This is a genomic window from Bradyrhizobium sp. HKCCYLRH1030 (assembly GCF_051168395.1).
In the GTDB taxonomy this organism is placed as follows: domain Bacteria; phylum Pseudomonadota; class Alphaproteobacteria; order Rhizobiales; family Xanthobacteraceae; genus Bradyrhizobium.
Map to the genome: position 1 here is coordinate 46751 of NZ_JBNPUY010000006.1, position 18932 is coordinate 65682.

18 protein-coding genes are annotated in these 18932 nt (G+C 65.9%); 12 read left to right on the forward strand and 6 right to left on the reverse strand.

Going from position 1 to position 18932, the window contains the following annotated elements; translation table 11 throughout:
• The first annotated feature begins 8 nt into the window (after positions 1-8).
• From ACQR1E_RS18655 to ACQR1E_RS18670, 4 genes are read left to right on the forward strand one after another with little or no spacing between them, the layout of a single operon-like run.
• Positions 9-887, forward strand: coding sequence for a branched-chain amino acid ABC transporter permease (locus ACQR1E_RS18655; RefSeq protein WP_315715789.1), 879 nt, complete (start codon positions 9-11; stop codon positions 885-887).
• Positions 887-1891: a branched-chain amino acid ABC transporter permease gene (locus ACQR1E_RS18660; RefSeq protein ID WP_315715790.1), complete on the forward strand. Its 1005-nt coding sequence runs from the start codon at positions 887-889 to the stop codon at positions 1889-1891. The genes ACQR1E_RS18655 and ACQR1E_RS18660 overlap by 1 nt, the downstream gene beginning before the upstream one ends.
• The gene (locus ACQR1E_RS18665; protein ID WP_316164358.1) at positions 1888-2619 is read left to right on the forward strand and encodes an ABC transporter ATP-binding protein; all 732 of its coding nucleotides are present in this window, start codon (positions 1888-1890) and stop codon (positions 2617-2619) included. The genes ACQR1E_RS18660 and ACQR1E_RS18665 overlap by 4 nt, the downstream gene beginning before the upstream one ends.
• A complete protein-coding gene (locus tag ACQR1E_RS18670; protein ID WP_316164359.1) occupies positions 2603-3307 on the forward strand; it encodes an ABC transporter ATP-binding protein in 705 nt (234 codons plus the stop codon). Before ACQR1E_RS18665 ends, ACQR1E_RS18670 begins: the two co-directional genes overlap by 17 nt.
• A gap of 242 nt (positions 3308-3549) precedes the next feature.
• On the opposite strand, the gene ACQR1E_RS18675 is transcribed toward ACQR1E_RS18670, so the two are convergent.
• The 6 genes from ACQR1E_RS18675 to otnC form a co-directional block, all read right to left on the reverse strand.
• Positions 3550-4452: an ABC transporter permease gene (locus ACQR1E_RS18675; protein ID WP_315749155.1), complete on the reverse strand. Its 903-nt coding sequence runs from the start codon at positions 4450-4452 to the stop codon at positions 3550-3552.
• Between the two features lies 1 nt (position 4453).
• Entirely contained in the window at positions 4454-5389 is a 936-nt protein-coding gene (locus ACQR1E_RS18680; RefSeq protein ID WP_315749156.1) for an ABC transporter permease, read from the reverse strand.
• Positions 5390-5485: 96 nt separating this feature from the next.
• Entirely contained in the window at positions 5486-6775 is a 1290-nt protein-coding gene (locus tag ACQR1E_RS18685) for an ABC transporter substrate-binding protein (protein WP_315714958.1), read from the reverse strand.
• A 35-nt stretch (positions 6776-6810) separates the two neighbouring features.
• Positions 6811-7845: an ABC transporter ATP-binding protein gene (locus ACQR1E_RS18690; RefSeq protein ID WP_315826484.1), complete on the reverse strand. Its 1035-nt coding sequence runs from the start codon at positions 7843-7845 to the stop codon at positions 6811-6813.
• Between the two features lie 508 nt (positions 7846-8353).
• Positions 8354-8566, reverse strand: coding sequence for a hypothetical protein (locus tag ACQR1E_RS18695; protein ID WP_316164362.1), 213 nt, complete (start codon positions 8564-8566; stop codon positions 8354-8356).
• A gap of 22 nt (positions 8567-8588) precedes the next feature.
• Positions 8589-9251 carry a 3-oxo-tetronate 4-phosphate decarboxylase gene (gene otnC / locus ACQR1E_RS18700; protein WP_434843549.1) on the reverse strand — a complete coding sequence of 221 codons (663 nt, stop codon included), beginning with the start codon at positions 9249-9251 and terminating at the stop codon, positions 8589-8591.
• 120 nt (positions 9252-9371) lie between these two features.
• Between otnC and ltnD the strand changes: the two genes are divergently transcribed.
• From ltnD to ACQR1E_RS18740, 8 genes are all read left to right on the forward strand, one after another.
• Positions 9372-10295: an L-threonate dehydrogenase gene (gene ltnD, locus ACQR1E_RS18705; protein ID WP_410052215.1), complete on the forward strand. Its 924-nt coding sequence runs from the start codon at positions 9372-9374 to the stop codon at positions 10293-10295.
• A 22-nt stretch (positions 10296-10317) separates the two neighbouring features.
• A complete protein-coding gene (gene otnI, locus ACQR1E_RS18710; protein ID WP_434897411.1) occupies positions 10318-11100 on the forward strand; it encodes a 2-oxo-tetronate isomerase in 783 nt (260 codons plus the stop codon).
• Positions 11097-12374, forward strand: coding sequence for a 3-oxo-tetronate kinase (gene otnK, locus ACQR1E_RS18715; protein WP_315826371.1), 1278 nt, complete (start codon positions 11097-11099; stop codon positions 12372-12374). The genes otnI and otnK overlap by 4 nt, the downstream gene beginning before the upstream one ends.
• Before the next feature lie 278 nt (positions 12375-12652).
• Positions 12653-14680, forward strand: a complete 2028-nt coding sequence (locus ACQR1E_RS18720; RefSeq protein ID WP_315749165.1) for a methyl-accepting chemotaxis protein — start codon at positions 12653-12655, stop codon at positions 14678-14680.
• Positions 14681-15158: 478 nt separating this feature from the next.
• On the forward strand, positions 15159-16862 hold the full coding sequence (locus ACQR1E_RS18725; protein WP_315714951.1) for a methyl-accepting chemotaxis protein: 1704 nt from the start codon (positions 15159-15161) through the stop codon (positions 16860-16862).
• A 160-nt stretch (positions 16863-17022) separates the two neighbouring features.
• The gene (locus tag ACQR1E_RS18730) at positions 17023-18537 is read left to right on the forward strand and encodes an ABC transporter substrate-binding protein (protein ID WP_315826483.1); all 1515 of its coding nucleotides are present in this window, start codon (positions 17023-17025) and stop codon (positions 18535-18537) included.
• A gap of 16 nt (positions 18538-18553) precedes the next feature.
• Complete coding sequence (locus ACQR1E_RS18735; RefSeq protein ID WP_409999235.1) at positions 18554-18685, forward strand: hypothetical protein; 132 nt, start codon at positions 18554-18556, stop codon at positions 18683-18685.
• Positions 18686-18717: 32 nt separating this feature from the next.
• Positions 18718-18930, forward strand: a complete 213-nt coding sequence (locus ACQR1E_RS18740; protein ID WP_410052347.1) for a hypothetical protein — start codon at positions 18718-18720, stop codon at positions 18928-18930.
• The last annotated feature ends 2 nt before the right edge of the window (positions 18931-18932 follow it).

Consider the following 18932-nt stretch of genomic DNA (forward strand, 5'->3'; position numbering starts at 1 on the left):
CAAGTGAAGTGACAGCAGAAACAATCATCCAAAGTCTCGCCAGCGGCCTCTTGATGGGCCTGCTCTACGGGCTGATCGCCGTCGGCCTGGCGCTCATCTTCGGCCTGATGGACGTCGTGAACTTCGCCCACGGCGAGTTCCTGATGATCGCGATGTACGCGACCTTCTTCCTGTTCGCCTATTTCGCGCTCGATCCGCTGCTGTCGGCGCCGATCGTGGCCGCTGCTCTCTTCGTGTTCGGCGCGGTGGTCTATCTTCTGATTGTCAGATTTGCGGTCAGGGCGAAGGCCAATACCGGCATGGTGCAGATCTTCTCCACCTTCGGTCTCGCCGTGCTGATGCGCGGTGTCGCGCAGTACTTCTTCACCCCTGACTATCGCAGCATTCCGCACTCCTGGCTGGGCGGCAAGACGATCTCGATCGCCGGCATCTATCTGCCGCAGCCGCAGCTGGTCGGTGCCCTCATTGCGATCGCCGCCTTCGCCGGCCTGTACTTCTTCATCCACCGCACCGATTTCGGCCGCGCGCTGGAGGCGACGCGTGAGGATGCCGGCGCGGTGGCGCTGGTCGGCATCGACAAGAACAAGGTGTTCGCACTCGGCTGGGGCCTTGGTGCGGCGCTGGTCGGCCTTGCCGGTGCGGTCATGGCGATCTTCTTCTATGTCTTTCCCGACGTCGGCGCGTCGTTCGCGACCATCGCCTATGTGACGGTGGCGCTCGGCGGCTTCGGCAGCGTATTCGGCGCCTTTGCCGGCGGCATCGTGGTGGGCCTCGTCGAGGCCATCACCACGCTGATCCTGCCGCCGTCGCTGAAGACTGTCGGAATCTACGGGGTCTATCTCCTCGTCGTCTTCATCCGCCCGCGCGGCCTGTTCGGATCGATCTGATGGACAAGGCATTCATCCAACGCCGTCGGCGCGACCTCGTCCTCGCCGCCTTCCTTGCGGCCATCGCCGCCGTCGTGCCGTTCTTCGTCAAGGACGTCTACGTCCAGAACATCATGGTGCTCACCCTGATGTACGCGGCGCTGTCGCAGAGCTGGAACATCCTGTCCGGCTATTGCGGCCAGATCTCGCTCGGGCACGCGCTGTATTTCGGGCTCGGGGCCTACACCACCGCAATTCTGTTCACCAAGTTCGGCGTGCTGCCGTGGTTCGGCATGCTCGCCGGCGGTCTGATCTCGGCGCTGATCGCCATGGCGCTCGGCTATCCCTGCTTCCGGCTCGGCGGCCATTACTTCGTCATCGCGACCATCGTCATCGCCGAGATCACGCTGCTCTTGTTCCAGAACTGGGATTGGGCGGGGGCGGCACTCGGCATCGACATTCCGGTGCGGCGTGACTCGTGGCTGACCTTCCAGTTCACCCGCTCCAAGCTGCCGTACTTCTACTTTGCACTCGTGCTCGCCTGCGTCGCCTGGTTCGTGACCTGGTGGCTGGAGGATTCGAAGTGGGGCTATTGGTGGCGCGCGGTGAAGGACAACCCGGTCGCCGCCGAGAGCCTCGGCGTCGACGTGTTCAACTCCAAGATGGGCGCGGCGGCCGTCTCGGCCTTCCTGGTCGCGATCGGCGGCAGCTTCTATGCGCAGTTCGTGTCCTACATCGATCCTGAAAGCGTGATGGGATTCCAGTTCTCGCTCTTGATGGCGCTCCCGGCCGTGCTCGGCGGCATCGGCACGCTGTGGGGACCGATGCTGGGCGCGGTCATCCTGATCCCGCTGACCGAGTTGACCCGCTCCTTCATCGGCGGCTCCGGCCGCGGCGTCGACCTGATCGTGTATGGCGGCCTGATCGTTGCGATCTCGCTGGCGCGGCCGCAAGGTCTGGTCAGCCTGTTCTCCCGCAAGCCGAAGCCGGCCGTTCAGCCCGCGAGAGAGGCGGTGGCGTCATGACCGCGCTGCTGGAAACCCGTAAAATCACCCAGCGCTTCTCGGGCCTGACCGCCAACTCCGACGTCTCCATCAAGGTGGGGCATGGCGAGATCGTTGGCCTGATCGGTCCGAACGGCGCCGGCAAGTCGACCTTGTTCAACCTGATCGCCGGTGCGTTCAAGCCGACCGAAGGCGCCATCATCTTCGACGGCGAGGACGTCACCGCGCTGCCGGCCGCCGAACGCTGCCAGCGCGGCATCGGCCGCACCTTCCAGGTGGTGAAAAGCTTCGAAAGCATGACGGTGATCGAGAACGTCATCGTCGGCGCGCTCGTCCGCACCACCAACATGCGCGAGGCGCGGCGGAAGGCGCATGAGGTCTTGGAGTTCTGTGGCCTCGGCGCCCGCGCCGATGTGCTCGCCAGCGATCTCGTGCCTTCGGAGAAGCGGCGCCTGGAAGTGGCGCGTGCGCTCGCCACTGAGCCGAAGCTGCTGCTGCTCGACGAGGTCCTGACCGGCCTGACGCCGGTCGAGTCACAGAAGGGCGTCGAGCTCGTGCGCCGCGTGCGCGACACCGGCATCACGGTGCTGATGGTCGAGCATGTCATGGAGATCGTGATGCCGCTGGTCGATCGCGCCATCGTGCTCGATCTCGGCAAGGTGCTGATCGAAGGCAAGCCCACGGACGTCGTCCGCGATCCCAAAGTCATTTCCGCCTATCTCGGAGACCGCCATGCTGTCGGTGCGTGACATCACCACCGCCTATCAGGGCCTGGTTGCGATCTCGAATATCTCGATCGATGTCGAGAAGGGCGAGATCGTCTGCGTCGCCGGCGCCAATGGCGCGGGCAAGTCGACCTTGTTGAAGTCGATCGCCGGGGCCGAGCGGCCGCGTGCCGGCAGCATCACCTTCGACGGCAGCCGCATCGACGGCATGGCGCAGCACCTGATCACGGCCAGGGGCATCGCCTATGTGCCGGAGAACCGCCGGCTGTTCCCGCGGCTCTCGGTGCGCGACAATCTGCGGCTCGGCAGCTATCTCTATCGCGGCGAGGCCAACCGCGAGGAGCCGCTCGACTTCGTATTCACACTGTTTCCGCGGCTGTCCGAGCGGCTCGAGCAGCGCGCCGAGACCTTGTCCGGCGGCGAGCAGCAGATGCTGGCGATCGGCCGCGCTCTGATGACCCGGCCGCGGCTTCTGATGCTCGACGAGCCGTCGCAGGGCATCATGCCGAAGCTGGTCGACGAGATCTTCCAGGCCGTCAAGCGCATCCGCGACGCCGGCATGACCGTGCTGATCGTCGAGCAACGCATGGCCGAATGCCTGGAGATCGCCGACCGCGCCTACATCCTCCAGACCGGCCGCGTGCTGATGCAGGGCACGGCAGCGGAGATCAGCGGCAACAAGGATGTGCGGAAGGCGTATTTGGGGCTGTGAGGCGATATGTTCAATTGCCTGCTCTGCGTCGTTGTGTTCGCGGCGCGTAGCGAAGCCATCTAGAGTCCCGTCCGAGGCCCCTGGATCGCGTCGCTGCGCTCGCGATGACAGCGTTCGTGGAAGGCGCGGTGTCCGCCACAACCGTCATTGCGAGCGCAGCGAAGCAATCCAGGGGCCAAGGCAAAGTTCTCTTTGGCTAAGATGTCGAGCAACAGCGGCGACTGTTCGGTCAGCCGCCGCGGCTACACCATCCCCTTGCCGGCGTCGGACCCCTGGCGGCGCTGCCGCGCCTGCAGCATCAGGATCACCGACAGCGCGGCGAAGATCACGACGAAGGACACCGCCGATGTCAGCGTGCCCAGCGCGTAGATGTCGGGCTTGGTGACGGTCGTCGTCAGGCCCTGCAATTCCAGCGGAAGCGTATTCACCGAGCCGATCGCCTGGCTGGAGCGGGCGAGTTCGTCCCAGGACAGGGTGAAGCCGAACAGGCCGATGCCGACCACGGATGGCAGGATGATCGGCAGCACGACGTGGCGGAAGGTCTGCCAGGGCGTGGCGCCGAGGTCGCGTGCGGCTTCCTCCAGCCGGCCGTCGAAGCGGTTGAAGATCGCGAACATGATCAGGAGTCCGAACGGCAAGGTCCAGGTCAGATGCGCGCCGAGGCCCGAGGTGAACAGGCCCATCGCGGTGGTGTAGCCGTCTGCGAGCCAGCCGAGCCCGACATCGGCGCCGTGCTTGTTGATGAAGTCGTCGATCAGCCGGAACTCCAGCGCGATGCCGAGCGAGGTGATGATCGAGGGCATGATCAGGCTGGCGATCGCTGTGTAGAACAGGATCGAGGCGCCACGGAACGGCTTGCGGAACGCCATGCCGGCCGCGACCGACAGCACCACCGTGATTACCATCACCACGAGGCCGAGCGCCAGCGAGCGCTTGAACGCGGCGCCGATGTCGACGATGCCGCCGCCGGAAAACACCTTGCCGAACCAGGTCAGCGACACGCCGTTCATCGGAAACGTCAGGCCGCCATCCGGTCCTTGGAACGACAAGATGTAGATCGCGATCATCGGCCCGTACAGGAACAGCACATAGGCTGCGAAGAAGGCCGCAAGGATGTAGAAGGAGCGGGGGCGCTTGTCTCCCATCTCAGAGCTCCTTGCGCACGTCGACGATCCGCGTCAGCGCGGAGATGATGATGATGGTGATGCCGAGCAGGATCACGGCATTGGCCGCGGCGGCCGGGAATTGCAGTGCCGACAGCCGGGACTCGATGATCTTGCCGGCGGAGGCGATCTGCTGGCCGCCCATCACGCCGACGGTGACGAAGTCGCCCATCACGATGGTGATGACGAAGATCGAGCCGATCACGATGCCGGGCTTCGACAGCGGAATGACGATGTTGACCAGTGTCTGCCAGCCCGATGCGCCGGCATCATAGGCGGCCTCGATCAGGCGCTTGTCGATGCGGATCATCGAATTGAAGATCGGCACCACCATGAAGAACGTGAACAGGTGCACCAGCGCCAGCACCACCGAAAATTCGGAGAACAGCAGCCATTCGATCGGCTTGTTGACGATGCCCACACCTTGCAGGCCCTGATTGACGAGGCCGTTGCGTCCCAGCAGCGGGATCCAGGCGATCATCCGGATCACGTTGGAGGTCCAGAACGGGATCGTGCACAACAGCGACAGCACGATCTGCCAGGTCTTGCTGCGAACGTGGAAGGCGAGGAAATAGGCGACCCAGAAGCCGATCATCAACGTCAGGCCCCAGGTCAGCAGGCACAGCTTCAGCGTCTTCAGATAGGTCTTCAGGATCGTGCACAGTTCGGGCAGGTTGGCGACGCAGCCTTCGAAGGTGTCGGTATAGCCGCGGAAGCTGAACGCCGGGATCATCTCATATTCGTTGTAGTCCCAGGCGCTGACGACGACGACGAGCACCAGCGGCAACAGGAAGAACAGCGCGAATACCAGCATCATCGGGCCGGCCTGCAGCCACGCGATCGAGCGCTGGGTCAGCTTGCGGAAGGTGCTCTCCGCGGGCGCTACGGTGTCGGGCGAATTGTCGATCGTCACGGCCACGTGGGGAAACCTGTCGTCCGGTGCGGATGTTTCGAAACGTCTGAGACGAGCTGCCGCGCCCACGACGTCGCGGGCGCGGCAGCAATGGCGGTCACATCAGGCGGCGATGAACTCGTTCCACTTGCGGACCATGTAGTCGTTCTCGTCCATGACGGCGTTCCAGCAGACGACGTTGCCCATGCGGTCCTCGTAGGAGCCGCCGTCGCGCACGGCGCCGGCCTTTTCCATCAGGGTGCCGTCGGGGGCCTTGATGTCGTTCTTCGCCGGCTTGCCTTCCATCCAGTAGCCCCACTCGTCCTCGGTCATGTTGGCCTTGGCGGTGGAGAGCACGGCCGAGTAGTAGCCCTGGCGGTTGAGATAGGCGCCGGCCCAGCCGGACAGGTACCAGTTGACGAACTCATAGGCCCAGTCGAGCTTCGGGCTGCCGCCCACCGCCTTGGAGACGCAGAAGCCCGAGGCCCAGGAGCGATAGCCTTCCTTGAGCGGCTGGAACACGCAGGGGATGCCCATCGAGCGCACCTTGGTGACGGCCGGCGACCACATCGACTGGATCACGGTCTCACCCGAGGCCATCAGGTTGACGGACTCGTTGAAGTCCTTCCAGAACGCGCGGAACTGGCCGGCCTTCTTGGCCTCGGTCAGCACCTTCATCGTCAGGTCGATCTCGGCCTTGGTCATGTTGCCCTTGTCGGCATATTTGTATTGGCCGGTCGCCTCGACGACGAGGGCGGCATCCATGATGCCAATCGAGGGAATGTTGAGGATCGAGGCCTTGCCCTTGAATTCGGGGTTGAGCAGCTCGGCCCAGGAGTTGATCGGGCGCTTGATCAGGTCGGGGCGGATGCCGAGCGTGTCGGCGTTGTAGACGGTCGGGATCAGCGTGACCCATTCGGTCGGGGTTGCCGAGAAGGTCTTGGAGTTTGCGCCGTCGAGATAGAGCACCTTCCAGGGCGCGGTGCCCTGGCCGCCGATCTTCTTGCCGTTCGGCAGCTCGCCCTTGGTGAAGACGGGCGTGATGTTGTCGAATTCCTTGATCTTGCGCGCGTCGAGCGGGAAGATGTTGCCCGACGGCACCAGCTTCTTGAGCGAGAAATATTCGGTGTCGAGCACGTCGAAGGAGTTCGGCTGGGTGATGACGCGCTTGGTGACGTCGTCGGTCGTCGCCGTGATGTATTCGATCTTGATGCCGGTGTCGGCGAGGCACTTCTTGGAGATCTCGTCGCCCTCGTTCACGGCGGTGCCGAGATAGCGCAGCACCTTGGCGTCGGCGGCGTGGACGTAGGGCGCGCTGAGCAGCGTGCCGGAGCCGGCGAGACCGGCAACGCCCGCCGCGCCCTTGAGCAGCGAGCGGCGGCTGATGGATGTCGTCTTCGATCGATCAGTCATGATCATCTCCTTGGGAAAGAACGAGCAAACGAAAATCAGGTGACCAGCTCCGCAGCCGGAGCGGCTGCGGCAGGGCGGGGCGTCAGTGCGTCAGCGAAGGCCATGTTCCAGGTGACGACGACGCGCTCGCCGATGCTGTGGGTCTGTGCATCGAACTGATCGTCGCTGAGCTGCGCCGAGATCTCGGGGCCACCGTCGGTCGCGACCGCGACCAGCACATAGGTGCCCTGATATTCGATCTTGCTGATGGTGCCGGGCACCACCGGGCCGTCGATCGCCGCATTCGGCGCCTTGAGCTGGATGCGGTCGACGCGCACGGCGAAGGTCTCGCCGTTCAGCGGGATCACGTTGTGGCCGCCGATGAAGCGGGCGGCGAATTCGGTGCGCGGATGATTGAAGATGTCGCGCGGGCTGCCCTGCTGCTCGATGCGGCCGCCATTCATCAGCACCACGAGGTCGGACAGCGCCATGGCCTCGTCCTGGCCATGGGTGACGTGAACGAAGGTGAGCCCGAGCTCGCGCTGCAGTCGCTTCAGCTCGGCGCGCATGCGCAGGCGCAGGAACGGGTCGAGCGCCGACAGCGGCTCGTCGAGCAGCAGGATCTGCGGCGAGGTGATCAGCGCACGGGCCAGCGCCACGCGCTGCTGCTGGCCGCCGGAAAGCTGCGCCGGCAGGCGGCCAGCATAGCTCTGCATGTCCACCAGTTCGAGCAGCTCGCGTGCCTTGGCGTGGCGCTCGGGCTTGGACACGCCTTTCATCTTCAATGCAAACGCGACGTTGTCGATCACCGACAGATGCGGAAACAGCGCATAGGACTGGAACATCATCGCGGTGCCGCGTCCTGCGGGCGGCAGCTCGGTCACGTTCCTGGCGCCGACGATGATGTCGCCCGACGTCGCGGATTCGTGGCCGGCGATCATGCGCAGGGTGGAGGTCTTGCCGCAGCCGGACGGGCCGAGCAGACAGCAATAGGAGCCGGCGGGAATCCGCAGGTCGATTGCGTCGACGGCGGTGACGTGACCGTACATCTTCGTCACCTTCACCAGTTCCAAGCTCGCGCCCGCCGCCATCCGCCCTCCGTCGTCCTGTCCCGTGTCGGTCATGATCGCAGCTCGCTCCGTCGGGCGCCCGCGATCCGGCCCGTCTGATGTCTGCAACGGATATGCCAAGGGTCGCCGTGGGCGCGGAGCAGCGCGTGAAAATTGCGCGCTGGATGAGATGCGTATGCAACGCTCGAAAGGGCATTCCCCGGTCCCGGCGTCAGTCCGCTCAGATGGGCCGCCGATCCGGCCAAACAGCCGGGCCCACGCCGATGTGGAGGCATTTTGCCCTGTCCTTTCGTGCTCCGGGCGTGCTCAGCGATAGGCTGCAATCGATGGTGGAAGAGCGGGGCGCATCCGCGCGCCGCGGCAGCGATGAGCTGCCGGTGTTGTCCCTGCTCGACCGATCCGTCCCTGATTGCTGCCGAAGTCGCACTTTGCCTGAATATTAGGCATCGTTGTCCTCCCGAGGCAAGGCAGCTTGATGAGCGACAAGGCGGCGCAGGCTACCTCGCATGCAGGCCGGGCTGGCGGGACGCTAGATCCGCCGTGCCCGCGATCTCGCCTGCGCGGCGGCCACCAGCATGCGCTCGGCAATGCCGCGCAGCTCGCTGACCGCGATCGGATCAGAGGCGGCGAACGCGTCATAGGAGTCGGCTGCGATCGGAAACCAGCGATAGAAGCGGGCCTCCTCGTAGAGCACCCGGGCAGCGGCATCGATCTCGGCCGGCGTCGTTGCGAAATATTGCATGCCCATCCATCCGCCGGCGGGATCAGTGATGACCGTTGTGATCGGGCAGGGTGAGGCCGAAGACTTTGACCAGATCGTCGACCTGCTGCGGCGACAGATGACGCGGGTTGAGCCCGCGCAGCAGCAGATAGAGCTTTGCGGTCTCCTCGAGCTCCTCCATCGCGAACACGGCGGCTTCCAGCGTGTCACCGGACACGACGGGCCCGTGATTTGCGAGCAGCACCGAGGCGTATTTGCCGGCGAGACCCTTGATGGCATCGGCTACCGCGGGATCGCCCGGACGATGATAGGGCACCAGCGCGGTCTGGCCGCAGCGCATCAAGTAATAAGGTGTCAGCGGCGGCAGCGCGGCGCGCGGATCGATCTCCGGCAGCATCGAGATCGCGACCGAATGGGTCGAGTGCAGATGCACGACGGCGCGCGCGGCGTCGCGCGTCTGGTACAGCGCCGTGTGCAGCGGCACCTCCTTGGTCGGCGCATCGCCCGAGACCAGTCGCCCTTCGGCATCGAGCCGCGACAAACGGGCCGGATCGAGGAAGCCGAGCGAGGCATTGGTCGGCGTCACCAGCCAGCCGCCATCATCGAGTCGCACGCTGATGTTGCCGGACGAGCCCGGCGTCAGTCCGCGCTCGAACAGCGAGCGGCCGAACCGGCAGATGGCCTCGCGAATCGCAGTTTCCGCCACGGGTCTTTCCTCGCATGTCGCTGTTTTGCCGCTTTGTCTCACGCTTTGGCAACGCGGCCAAGCCGTGATACCCAGAGTGCAGTCCGGGGCAACCGGACGTCTCCGGGAAACGCTTCAGGGATCTGCCGCATGCCGTCGCCATCGCAATTGAAAGTCGCCGTGATCGGGCTTGGCTCGATGGGATTCGGCATGGCGACCTCGCTGAAGCGCGCAGGCTTCGAGGTGACCGGATGCGACGTCTCGGCGGACGCGGTGGCGCGTTTCGTGGCCGACGGTGGCAAGGGCGCGACGACTCCCGCCGAGGCGGCAGATGGCGCCGACATCGTGGTCAGTGTCGTGGTCAATGCGGCGCAGACGGAAGCCATCCTGTTCGGCCCGGGCGGTGCTGCCGAAACCATGCCGAAGGACGCCGTGTTCGTCTCCTCCGCGACCATGGATCCTGACGTTGCGCGGCGGCTGGCGAAGCAGCTCGAAGCCGCCGGCCGGCACTACCTCGACGCGCCGATCTCCGGCGGCGCGCAGCGCGCCGCCCAAGGCGAGCTGACGATCCTGGCCTCGGGCAGCGCGGCGGCGTTTGCCAAGGCGCGGCCGGCGCTCGATGCGATGGCGGCCAAGCTCTATGAGCTCGGCGATGCCGCCGGGCAGGGCGCTGCGTTCAAGATGATCAACCAGCTTCTCGCCGGCGTTCACATCGCTGCCGCCAGCGAGGCCATCGCCTTCGCCGCCAAGCAGGGTCTCGATATCAGAAAGGTCTATGAGGTCATCACCGCCTCGGCCGGCAATTCCTGGATGTTCGAGAACCGCATGCCGCACGTGCTCGACGGCGACTACACGCCGCGCAGCGCGGTCGAGATCTTCGTCAAGGACCTCGGCATCATCCAGGACATGGCACGCAGCCATCGTTTTCCGGTGCCGATCTCGGCCGCCGCGCTGCAGATGTTCCTGATGACGTCGGCCGCCGGCATGGGCCGCGATGACGACGCCTCTGTGGCGCGGATGTATGCGCAGGTCACCGGCACGACGCTGCCGGGCCCCTCCAAGTAGCAGCACGACGAGTCTTCACGCCATGCCCCGCTTCGCCGCCAATCTCTCGATGATGTTCACCGAGCATCCGTTCCTCGACCGCTTCGCGGCCGCCGCCAAGGCCGGCTTCACTGCGGTCGAATTCCTGTTTCCGTATGACCATCCGGCCGAGGAGGTCGGCAAGCGGCTGCACGGCAACGGCCTGACGCAGGCGCTGTTCAACCTGCCGCCCGGCAATTGGGATGCCGGCGAGAAGGGGTTTGCGGCGCTGCCGGAGCGCTTCGACGATCTCAAGGCGAGCCTCGAGACCGCGCTGCCTTATGCCATGGCGACCGGCGTGAAGCGGCTGCACATGATGGCGGGGATCGCCGAGCGCAGCGATCCGAAGGCGGTGGAGGCGTACTACAAATCGGTCGCATGGGCGGCCGAGTTCTTCGCGCCCCACGGCCTCGACGTCGTCATCGAGCCGATCAATCCGCGCAACGTGCCCGGCTACTTCCTCAACGATTTCGACTTCGCCCGCGACCTGATCCGCGAGCTGAAGATTCCGAACCTGAAGCTGCAGTTCGACATCTATCATTGCCAGATCATCCATGGCGACGTCACGATGCGGCTGCGCGAGATGATGGACATCATCGGCCACATCCAGATCGCCAGCATTCCCTCGCGCAACGAGCCCGACGGCGAGGAGCTCAACTATCCGTTCCTGTTCGCGGAACTTGACCGGCTCGGCTATGCCGGCTTCGTCGGCTGCGAGTACAATCCGCGCGGCCGCACCGAGGACGGGCTCGGCTGGTTCGCGCCCTACAAGGGAGTGAAGCCGTGAGCCTGAAGCTCGGCTGCATCGCCGACGACTACACCGGCGCCTCCGATCTCGCCAACACCCTGACCCGCGCCGGCCTGCGCACGGTGCAGACCATCGGCGTACCGGCTGATGACCTCACGCTGCCCGAGGTCGATGCCGTCGTGGTGTCGCTGAAGAGCCGCTCGATTGAGGCGTCGCTTGCCGTGGCCCGCTCACGCGAGGCCGACACATGGCTGCGCGCACGAGGCGCCGACCACGTGCTGTTCAAGATCTGCTCGACGTTCGATTCCACCGACGCCGGCAATATCGGTCCTGTCATGGACGCGCTGGCGGGCGATGCCGGTGAAACGATCGTGCTGGTGACGCCGGCGTTCCCGGAAACCAGGCGGACCGTCTATCAGGGCAACCTGTTCGTCGGCGGCGTGCCGCTCAATGAGAGCCCGCTCAAGGATCATCCGCTCAACCCGATGCATGACGCCAATCTGGTGCGCGTGCTCGGCCGGCAAAGCCGACGGAAGATCGGTCTGGTCGATCTCGCCACCGTGGTGCATGGGCCGGAGGCGATCAGCCACCGGCTGCAGGAACTGGCCGGGCAGGGCATGGGTGCCGCGATCGTCGACGCCGTGTTCGATGCGGACCTGACCGCGATCGGTGCGGCCGCCTTGAAGAGCCGGGTCTCCGTCGGCGCGTCCGGCATCGGGCTCGGTCTGGCGCGCGCTTTGGTCGAGGCCGGGCGCGTGCATTCCCACGGCTTGGCGCATCACGCCGATGCCCCCGTCGGCGGCTTGGCCGCCTGCCTCGCCGGCAGCTGCTCGCAGGCGACGTTGCAGCAGATCGCGCAGGCCGAGACCATCATGCCGGTGCTGCATCTCGATGCGGCGGGTCTGGTCGCCGGTCCGGACGAGACGCAGCGCGCGCTCGCCTGGGCGCGTGAGCGCATCGCCAAGGGGCCTGTGCTGATTGCCTCCAGCGCGACGCCGGATCAGGTCAGCGCGCTGCAATCCAGGCACGGCCGCGAGGCGGCGGGGCACGCCATCGAGCAGGCGATGGCCGATCTCGCCGAGGGGCTGATCCAGGCCGGCGTGCGGCGGTTGATCGTCGCCGGCGGCGAGACCTCGGGCGCTGTCGTTGATCGGCTGGGGATTCCGGGCTTCCTCGTCGGTCCGGAGATCGCGGCCGGCGTGCCCGTGCTTCGCACGATCGGCGCCGACGCAGGCGACATGCTGCTGGCGCTGAAGTCCGGCAATTTCGGTGGGCCGCAGTTTTTCGCCGACGCGCTCGGGCTGATGCGCTAACTGCGCGTCAGCCGACTCCCGGCTGCGTCGGCCCGTGCCGGATTTTGGAACGACGTGCTTGGCCTCGGTCCCGATCTCATCATCTGCTTAGTTTGTGAGCCGTCGCTCGGCGCGGCAGCGCCGTCGTGCCGCCATAAGCATCGGGACGCACACTGAAAAAGCAGAAGTTTTTTGCGTGTAATGCCCGATAACTCCCGTAAATTAACGGTCTCTAGGGACCTCACCGCTATACCTCCAGTACGGACCGTCGCGTGACGCGTTCATCTGTGGGTAGGGCAATGAAACTGAATCGGATCGGCTACAAACTCGGGCTCGCTGGCGCCATCGGCGCATCTCTCGCCGTCGGCATGATCGCTAACCAGTTGATGGCGGAAAGAGCGGTCAACCACGCCAATCAGCAGGCCGAGCGCGCGCGGCGCGTCGTCGAGAGCGTGCTGTCGGCCAGCATCAACATGCAGCAGACCCAGCTCGGTGGCCGTTCGGCGCGGCTGGCGCGTGCGCCGGCCGAGGCAGAGAAGGCCGCCGCCGACATTCAGCAGTTCTCGACCGGGATGGTGACGGACATCGACGCCGCACTCGCCAACGTGTCGACCGCCGACAATCGCGCCCGGCTGACCCGGATCAAGGAGCTGATGACGAGCTATGCCGCAGGAGCGGTCGATCTCGCCGAGGCGCAGAAGAAGTTGCTGACGCAGATCGAGAAGCGCAGTGCTGTCTCCAACGACTGGAACACCAGCCTGAAGGCGCTGCTCGCCTCGCCGTCGCTGCCGAAGCTCGCCTTCCGCGAGCGGGTCGAGCGCCAGCTTCACGCTGCCGATGCCAAGTTGAACTACATGCGGTCGCAGGCCTGGCGGTTCGGTATGACTGGCGATGCCGCGACGATCCTGACGGTGAAGCAGACGGTGCCGGGGCTGAAGAGCTCGCTGACCGATGCCCGCATGCTGGCCGACGACCGCGAGATCCAGGCCACGATCACCAAGCTCAATGGCCTCGCCTCGGACTTCGTCGCCGCGAACGACGAGGTGGTGAAGACCGAGGGGATCAAGGAGGCCGTACTGCGCGACCGCACGCTCATCTATCTCGGCGAGGCCGGCGAGCTGATGTCCTCTGCGATCCAGGACGCGCGCGCGCGCAACGCGAGCGCGCGGTTCGAGGCAGACCAGGTCGCCGCGCAGGCGAGCTATATCACGCTGTTTGTCGGATTGGCGGTTCTGTTGTCGGTGATCGGTTCGGTCGTGTTCTCGTTCCTCGGGATCGCGCGGCCGTTGACGCGGCTGAACGCGGCGCTCGGCGAGATGGCGCGCGGCCGGCTCGACATCGCCATTCCCGGCGCATCGCGGGGTGACGAAATCGGCGATCTCGCCAAGACCGTAACGGTGATCCGTGGCAATGCGGAGGAGAAGGCGCGCGCCGAGGCCGAGGAAAAGAGCGCGCAGGACGCGATCACGGCGCGCCAGCGCAAGGCCGACATGCAGCGGCTGGCCGAGCAGTTCGAAGCCGCGGTCGGCGAGATCGTGAACACCGTCTCGTCGGCCTCGAGCCAGCTCGAGCAGTCCGCCACCACGCTGACCCAGGCCGCGACGCGCTCGCAAGGCTTGACGACGGCGGTTGCGTCCGCCTCGGAGGAAGCCACGACCAACGTCCAGTCGGTGGCGTCTGCGACCGAGCAGATGGCCTCGTCGGTCACCGAGATCAGCCGCCAGGTGCAGGAATCGGCGCGCATCGCCAACGACGCCGTCGGCCAGGCCCGCACCACGACCGGGCGCGTCAGCGAGCTGTCCAAGGCTGCCACCCGCATCGGCGACGTCGTCGAACTGATCAACACGATTGCCGGCCAGACCAACCTGCTGGCGCTCAACGCCACCATCGAGGCCGCACGCGCCGGCGACGCCGGCCGCGGCTTCGCGGTCGTCGCCTCGGAGGTCAAGGCGCTGGCGGAGCAGACCGCGAGGGCGACTGGCGAGATCGGCCAGCAGATCTCGAGCATCCAGGTCGCAACGCAGGAGTCGGTCAGCGCGATCAAGGAGATCTCCTCCACGATCGAGAAGCTGTCGGAAATCTCCTCGACCATCGCAGCCGCCGTCGAAGAGCAGGGCGCGGCGACGCAGGAGATCTCGCGCAACGTCCAGCAGGCGGCGCATGGCACGCAGCAGGTCTCGTCCAACATCGCCGACGTCGAGCGCGGTGCGGCCGAGACCGGGTCGGCCTCGGCCCAGGTGCTCTCAGCGGCACAGGCGCTGTCCGGCGACAGCAACCGTCTCAAGCAGGAGGTCGCGAGCTTCCTCGGTTCGGTGCGGGCGGCGTAACGCCGAGACGCGGAAGCGGCCAACTCGGATTGCGCAGGGGATTAAAAGGCCGGAGCATCGAACGCTCCGGCCTTTTGCGTTGTCTCGCGTTGCATCGACGCCGGCAAACTAACCTGCGTAGTCAATCTGCGTTTTTAACTTGTGTTAAGAATCGGCGCGTAGGGTCCGGACGTTCGCGGCCAACGCGCAGTCGAGTCCCACGGGCAGACGGCGCTTCTCTCGTTCGGTCGCATGGCACGAGACGACGCGTCGCACGGCAAGCCGGAGCGCGTTACCGATCTGGACGGGCAACGATCAGTTTTCGATCGTTGCTCCGTATTTGCACGGACATCGTCTTAACCAGACTTAATATTGGGTTCCGTAGCTTCCACGCGTGGGCTGCGGGCCCGTTTGCGTGACGACGAGGGCGAGCCCCCCGACCGTCGACGTGATCTGTCCCCGAGCGCCCCAAGCATGAGTCGCGCCCGTGGAGACTGACATGTCGTTTGCAATGCCTCATCGCCTCAAGCTCACCATCGGGATCAAGATCTACGCCCTGATCGGTCTGAGCTTCCTCGGTCTGATCGGCCTGACTGCCTTCAATTCCCGTGAGCTCGCTGCCGGCCTCAAGCAGCAGAAGCAGCTCGAGCTGCGGCATCTGACCGAGCTCGCGCTCGCCATCTTCGCCGAGGAGCATGCTGCCGCGCAGAAGGGGACGATCTCGGTCGCCGACGCGCAGAAGCGCGCTCTGGAGCGCGCCTCCCAGCTCCGCTATGGCGGCAACGAGTATTTCTTCGTCACGGACATGACCGCGAAGATGCTGATGCATCCGATCTCGACCAAGCTGATCGGGCAGGACGTCGCGGACATGAAGGATCCGAACGGCAAGAAGCTGTTCCAAGAGATGATCGACGTGGTTCGCCAGCATGGCCGCGGCTTCGTCGACTACGATTGGCCGAAGCCCGGCTCCGAGACGCCGCAGCCCAAGCTCACCCATGTCGCAGGCTTCGCACCCTGGAATTGGCTGGTCGGGACCGGCGTCTATATCGATGACCTCTCGGCTCAGGCCTGGGCCTCGACGCGGCAGTCGTTGATGGCGGCCGGGATCGTGCTGCTGATCCTGCTCGTCGTGTCGACGCTCGTCGGGCGCGGCATCACCAGCCCTCTGCATCGCATGACCAGCGCGATGAAGAGCCTCGCCGGCGGCCGTCTCGACGTCGAGGTCCCCGGCGTAGGACGCGGCGACGAGATCGGCGAGATGGCCGGCGCCGTCGAGGTGTTCAAGAGCAATGCGGTCGCACGTCACGCGCTGGAAGCGGAGCAGAAGGAAGCCGAGCAGCGGGCGCTGGCCCGCCGCAAGGCCGACATGCACAAAATGGCCGACGACTTCGAAAGCGCCGTTGGCGAGATCGTCGAGACGGTCTCGTCGGCTTCGTCCAGACTGGAAGTCTCGGCGGATACCTTGAGCAAGACGGCGGTCCGCGCCGGCGAGCTCGCAACCACGGTGGCGGCTGCGTCGGAGGAAGCGTCGACCAACGTGCAATCCGTCGCCTCGGCCACCGAGGAGATGACGTCCTCGGTCACCGAGATCGGCCGCCAGGTGCATGAATCGGCGCGCATGGCCAACGAAGCGGTCGAGCAGGCGAAGAAGACCAACGAGCGGGTGAGCGAGCTGTCGCGCGCGGCGAGCCGCATCGGCGACGTGGTCGAGCTGATCAACAGCATTGCCGGGCAGACCAATCTGCTGGCGCTGAACGCCACGATCGAGGCGGCGCGTGCCGGCGAGGCGGGGCGGGGCTTCGCCGTGGTCGCCGCCGAGGTCAAGGCGCTGGCGGAGCAGACCGCCAAGGCGACCGATGAGATCGGCCAGCAGGTGGCCGGCATCCAGGCGGCGACACAGGAATCGGTTGCGGCGATCAGGCTGATCTCCGGCAGCATCGAGCGGCTGTCGGAGGTTTCCTCGACGATTGCAGCCGCTGTCGAAGAGCAGAACGCCGCGACCAAGGAGATCTCGCGCAACGTGCAGCAGGCGGCGCACGGCACGCAGCAGGTCTCCGTCAACATCACCGACGTGCAGCGCGGCGCCACCGAGACCGGCTCGGCCTCGACCCAGGTGCTGGAGGCGGCCCAGGGGCTGTCGACAGACAGCAACCGCCTCAAGCGCGAGGTCAGCCGCTTCCTGCAGACGGTCCGCGCGGCCTGACAGGCCGCGGCAATCTCACTAGCTCAATCAACGATCCGACCAGCGTGTCTCAACGAGTTCAAATCCCGTCATGATGGCCTTCCTTGACCTCCGGCCCCGCCACGAGGTGGTGAACCGGATCCGATCGCTCGCGACTTCCTCGGTGATCATCCTCACCCTCATGCTCACGACCTCGGTCGGTGCCGCGCCCGGCGACAACCTCGCCGTCGTGCGCGACCTCGGCGGCAGGATCGGTCCCGCCATCGGAGCGGCCCTTGCCTGCAGCGAGATCCCTCGGCCGCGGATCCAGGCCATCATCGGCAAGTTCCAGGCCGTCATCCGGGAGGCGTCGAGCGACGACGGCGATCGCAACGAGCTGACGCGCGAGTTCGACCGCTCCATCGCCGACGGTCGCGCGGCCGTGGCGAGTGGCCGTCAGGACTGCCGGCGGGCCGAGCTTCAGCTCGCAGACATCGAGCGATCGATCGGCGCGCCCGCAACGGCGGCCGGCGCGCTGCCGGACTCTGCGCCCTCCATCGCTGCGGCTGGTGCGACGAGCGCCGTGCCTGCTCCATCGGTTCGCGGCGTCACGGAGCGCGACATCACGTTCGGCAGCGTCTTGCCACTGTCGGGCGCGAACAAGGAATCGGGTCGGCTGCTCAAGGTCGGCATCGAAGCCGCCTTCAACCGCGCCAACGACGCCGGCGGGGTCAATGGCCGGATGCTCAAGCTCGTCGTCGCCGATGACGGCTATGATCCGAACCGCACGCTCGACGCCATGAAGCAGCTCTACGAAAAGGAGCGCGTGTTCGGCTTCGTCGGCAGTTTCGGGACCGCGACGGCGGCCGTCGCGATCCCATATTCGCTCGAGCGCCGGATGCTGTTCTTCAGCCCCTATACCGGTGCGAACGTCTCGCGCCACGATCCGCCGGACCGCTACGTCTTCAACTATCGTCCGAGCTATTCGGAAGAAGCCGATGCGCTGGTCCGTTACCTGGTGAAGCTGCGCCGCGTGCCGCCACGCCAGATTGCGCTGTTCGCGCAGGACGATTCGTTCGGCGATGCAGGCTTTGCCGGCGTGGCAAAGGCGTTTCGCGTCCTCGGCCTCAGCGACGCCGCGATCCTGCGCGTCAACTACACCCGCAACACCGTGGATGTGGAGCCGGCGATCAACCAGCTCAAGGCCCAGAAGGTGCCCGTCCGCGCGGTCATCATGGTCGCGACCTCGCGCGCGGCGGCGAAGTTCATCGAAAAGGCGCGCGATGCGCTTCCCGGCGTCCTCTTCGTCAATGTGTCGGCGGTCGGCGCATCGGCGCTTGCCAATGAGCTCATGCTGCTCGGTTCGCGCTACGCGGCCGGGGTCGTCGTGACCCAGACCGTTCCCGCCGTCTCCGGCTATTCGAGCGTGGTGCTCGACTACAAGGCCGCGCTGGCTCGACACTTCCCCGGCGAACCGCCGGACTACACCTCGCTCGAGGGCTACATCGAGGCGAGTATCCTGGTTCAGGCCCTGAAGCAGGCCGGTCCGCAGCTCGATACCGAGCGGCTGATCGATACGCTGGAGTCGATGCGCAACATCGATCTCGGTCTTGGCGCCTCGCTCAACTTCGGCCCCGCCGAACATCAGGCCTCGCACAAGATCTGGGGCACGGCGCTCGACGAGACCGGCGCCTATCAGCCGATCGAGCTGGAATGACGCGGCTATCGCCGGGGTGCAGCGCGGCTCCGGCGAGACCGGCTCGGCGTCGTCCCAGGTGCTCTCGGCGGCGCAAATGCTGTCCGGCGACAGCAACCGACTGAAGCTCGAGGTTGGACGTTTCCTGGACACCGTGCGCGCAGCCTGATCCCGGCGCGCAGATCCCGACCAGACCAGGGCGTGGCCGCGAGGCCGCGCCCTTTTTTCGTGGGCCGGTCGGCGCGGACGGCGGGCGAGGCAGCCGGCCAGGCGCGCGGGACCACCGATCGCCTCGGCGGGCTGTCGAAGGCCGCGACCCGCATCGGCAAAATCGTCGAGCCGATCAACATCACCGCCGGCCGAACCAACCTGCTGGCGCTCTTGCGCTTCCTGCAAACGGTTCGCACCGATTGATC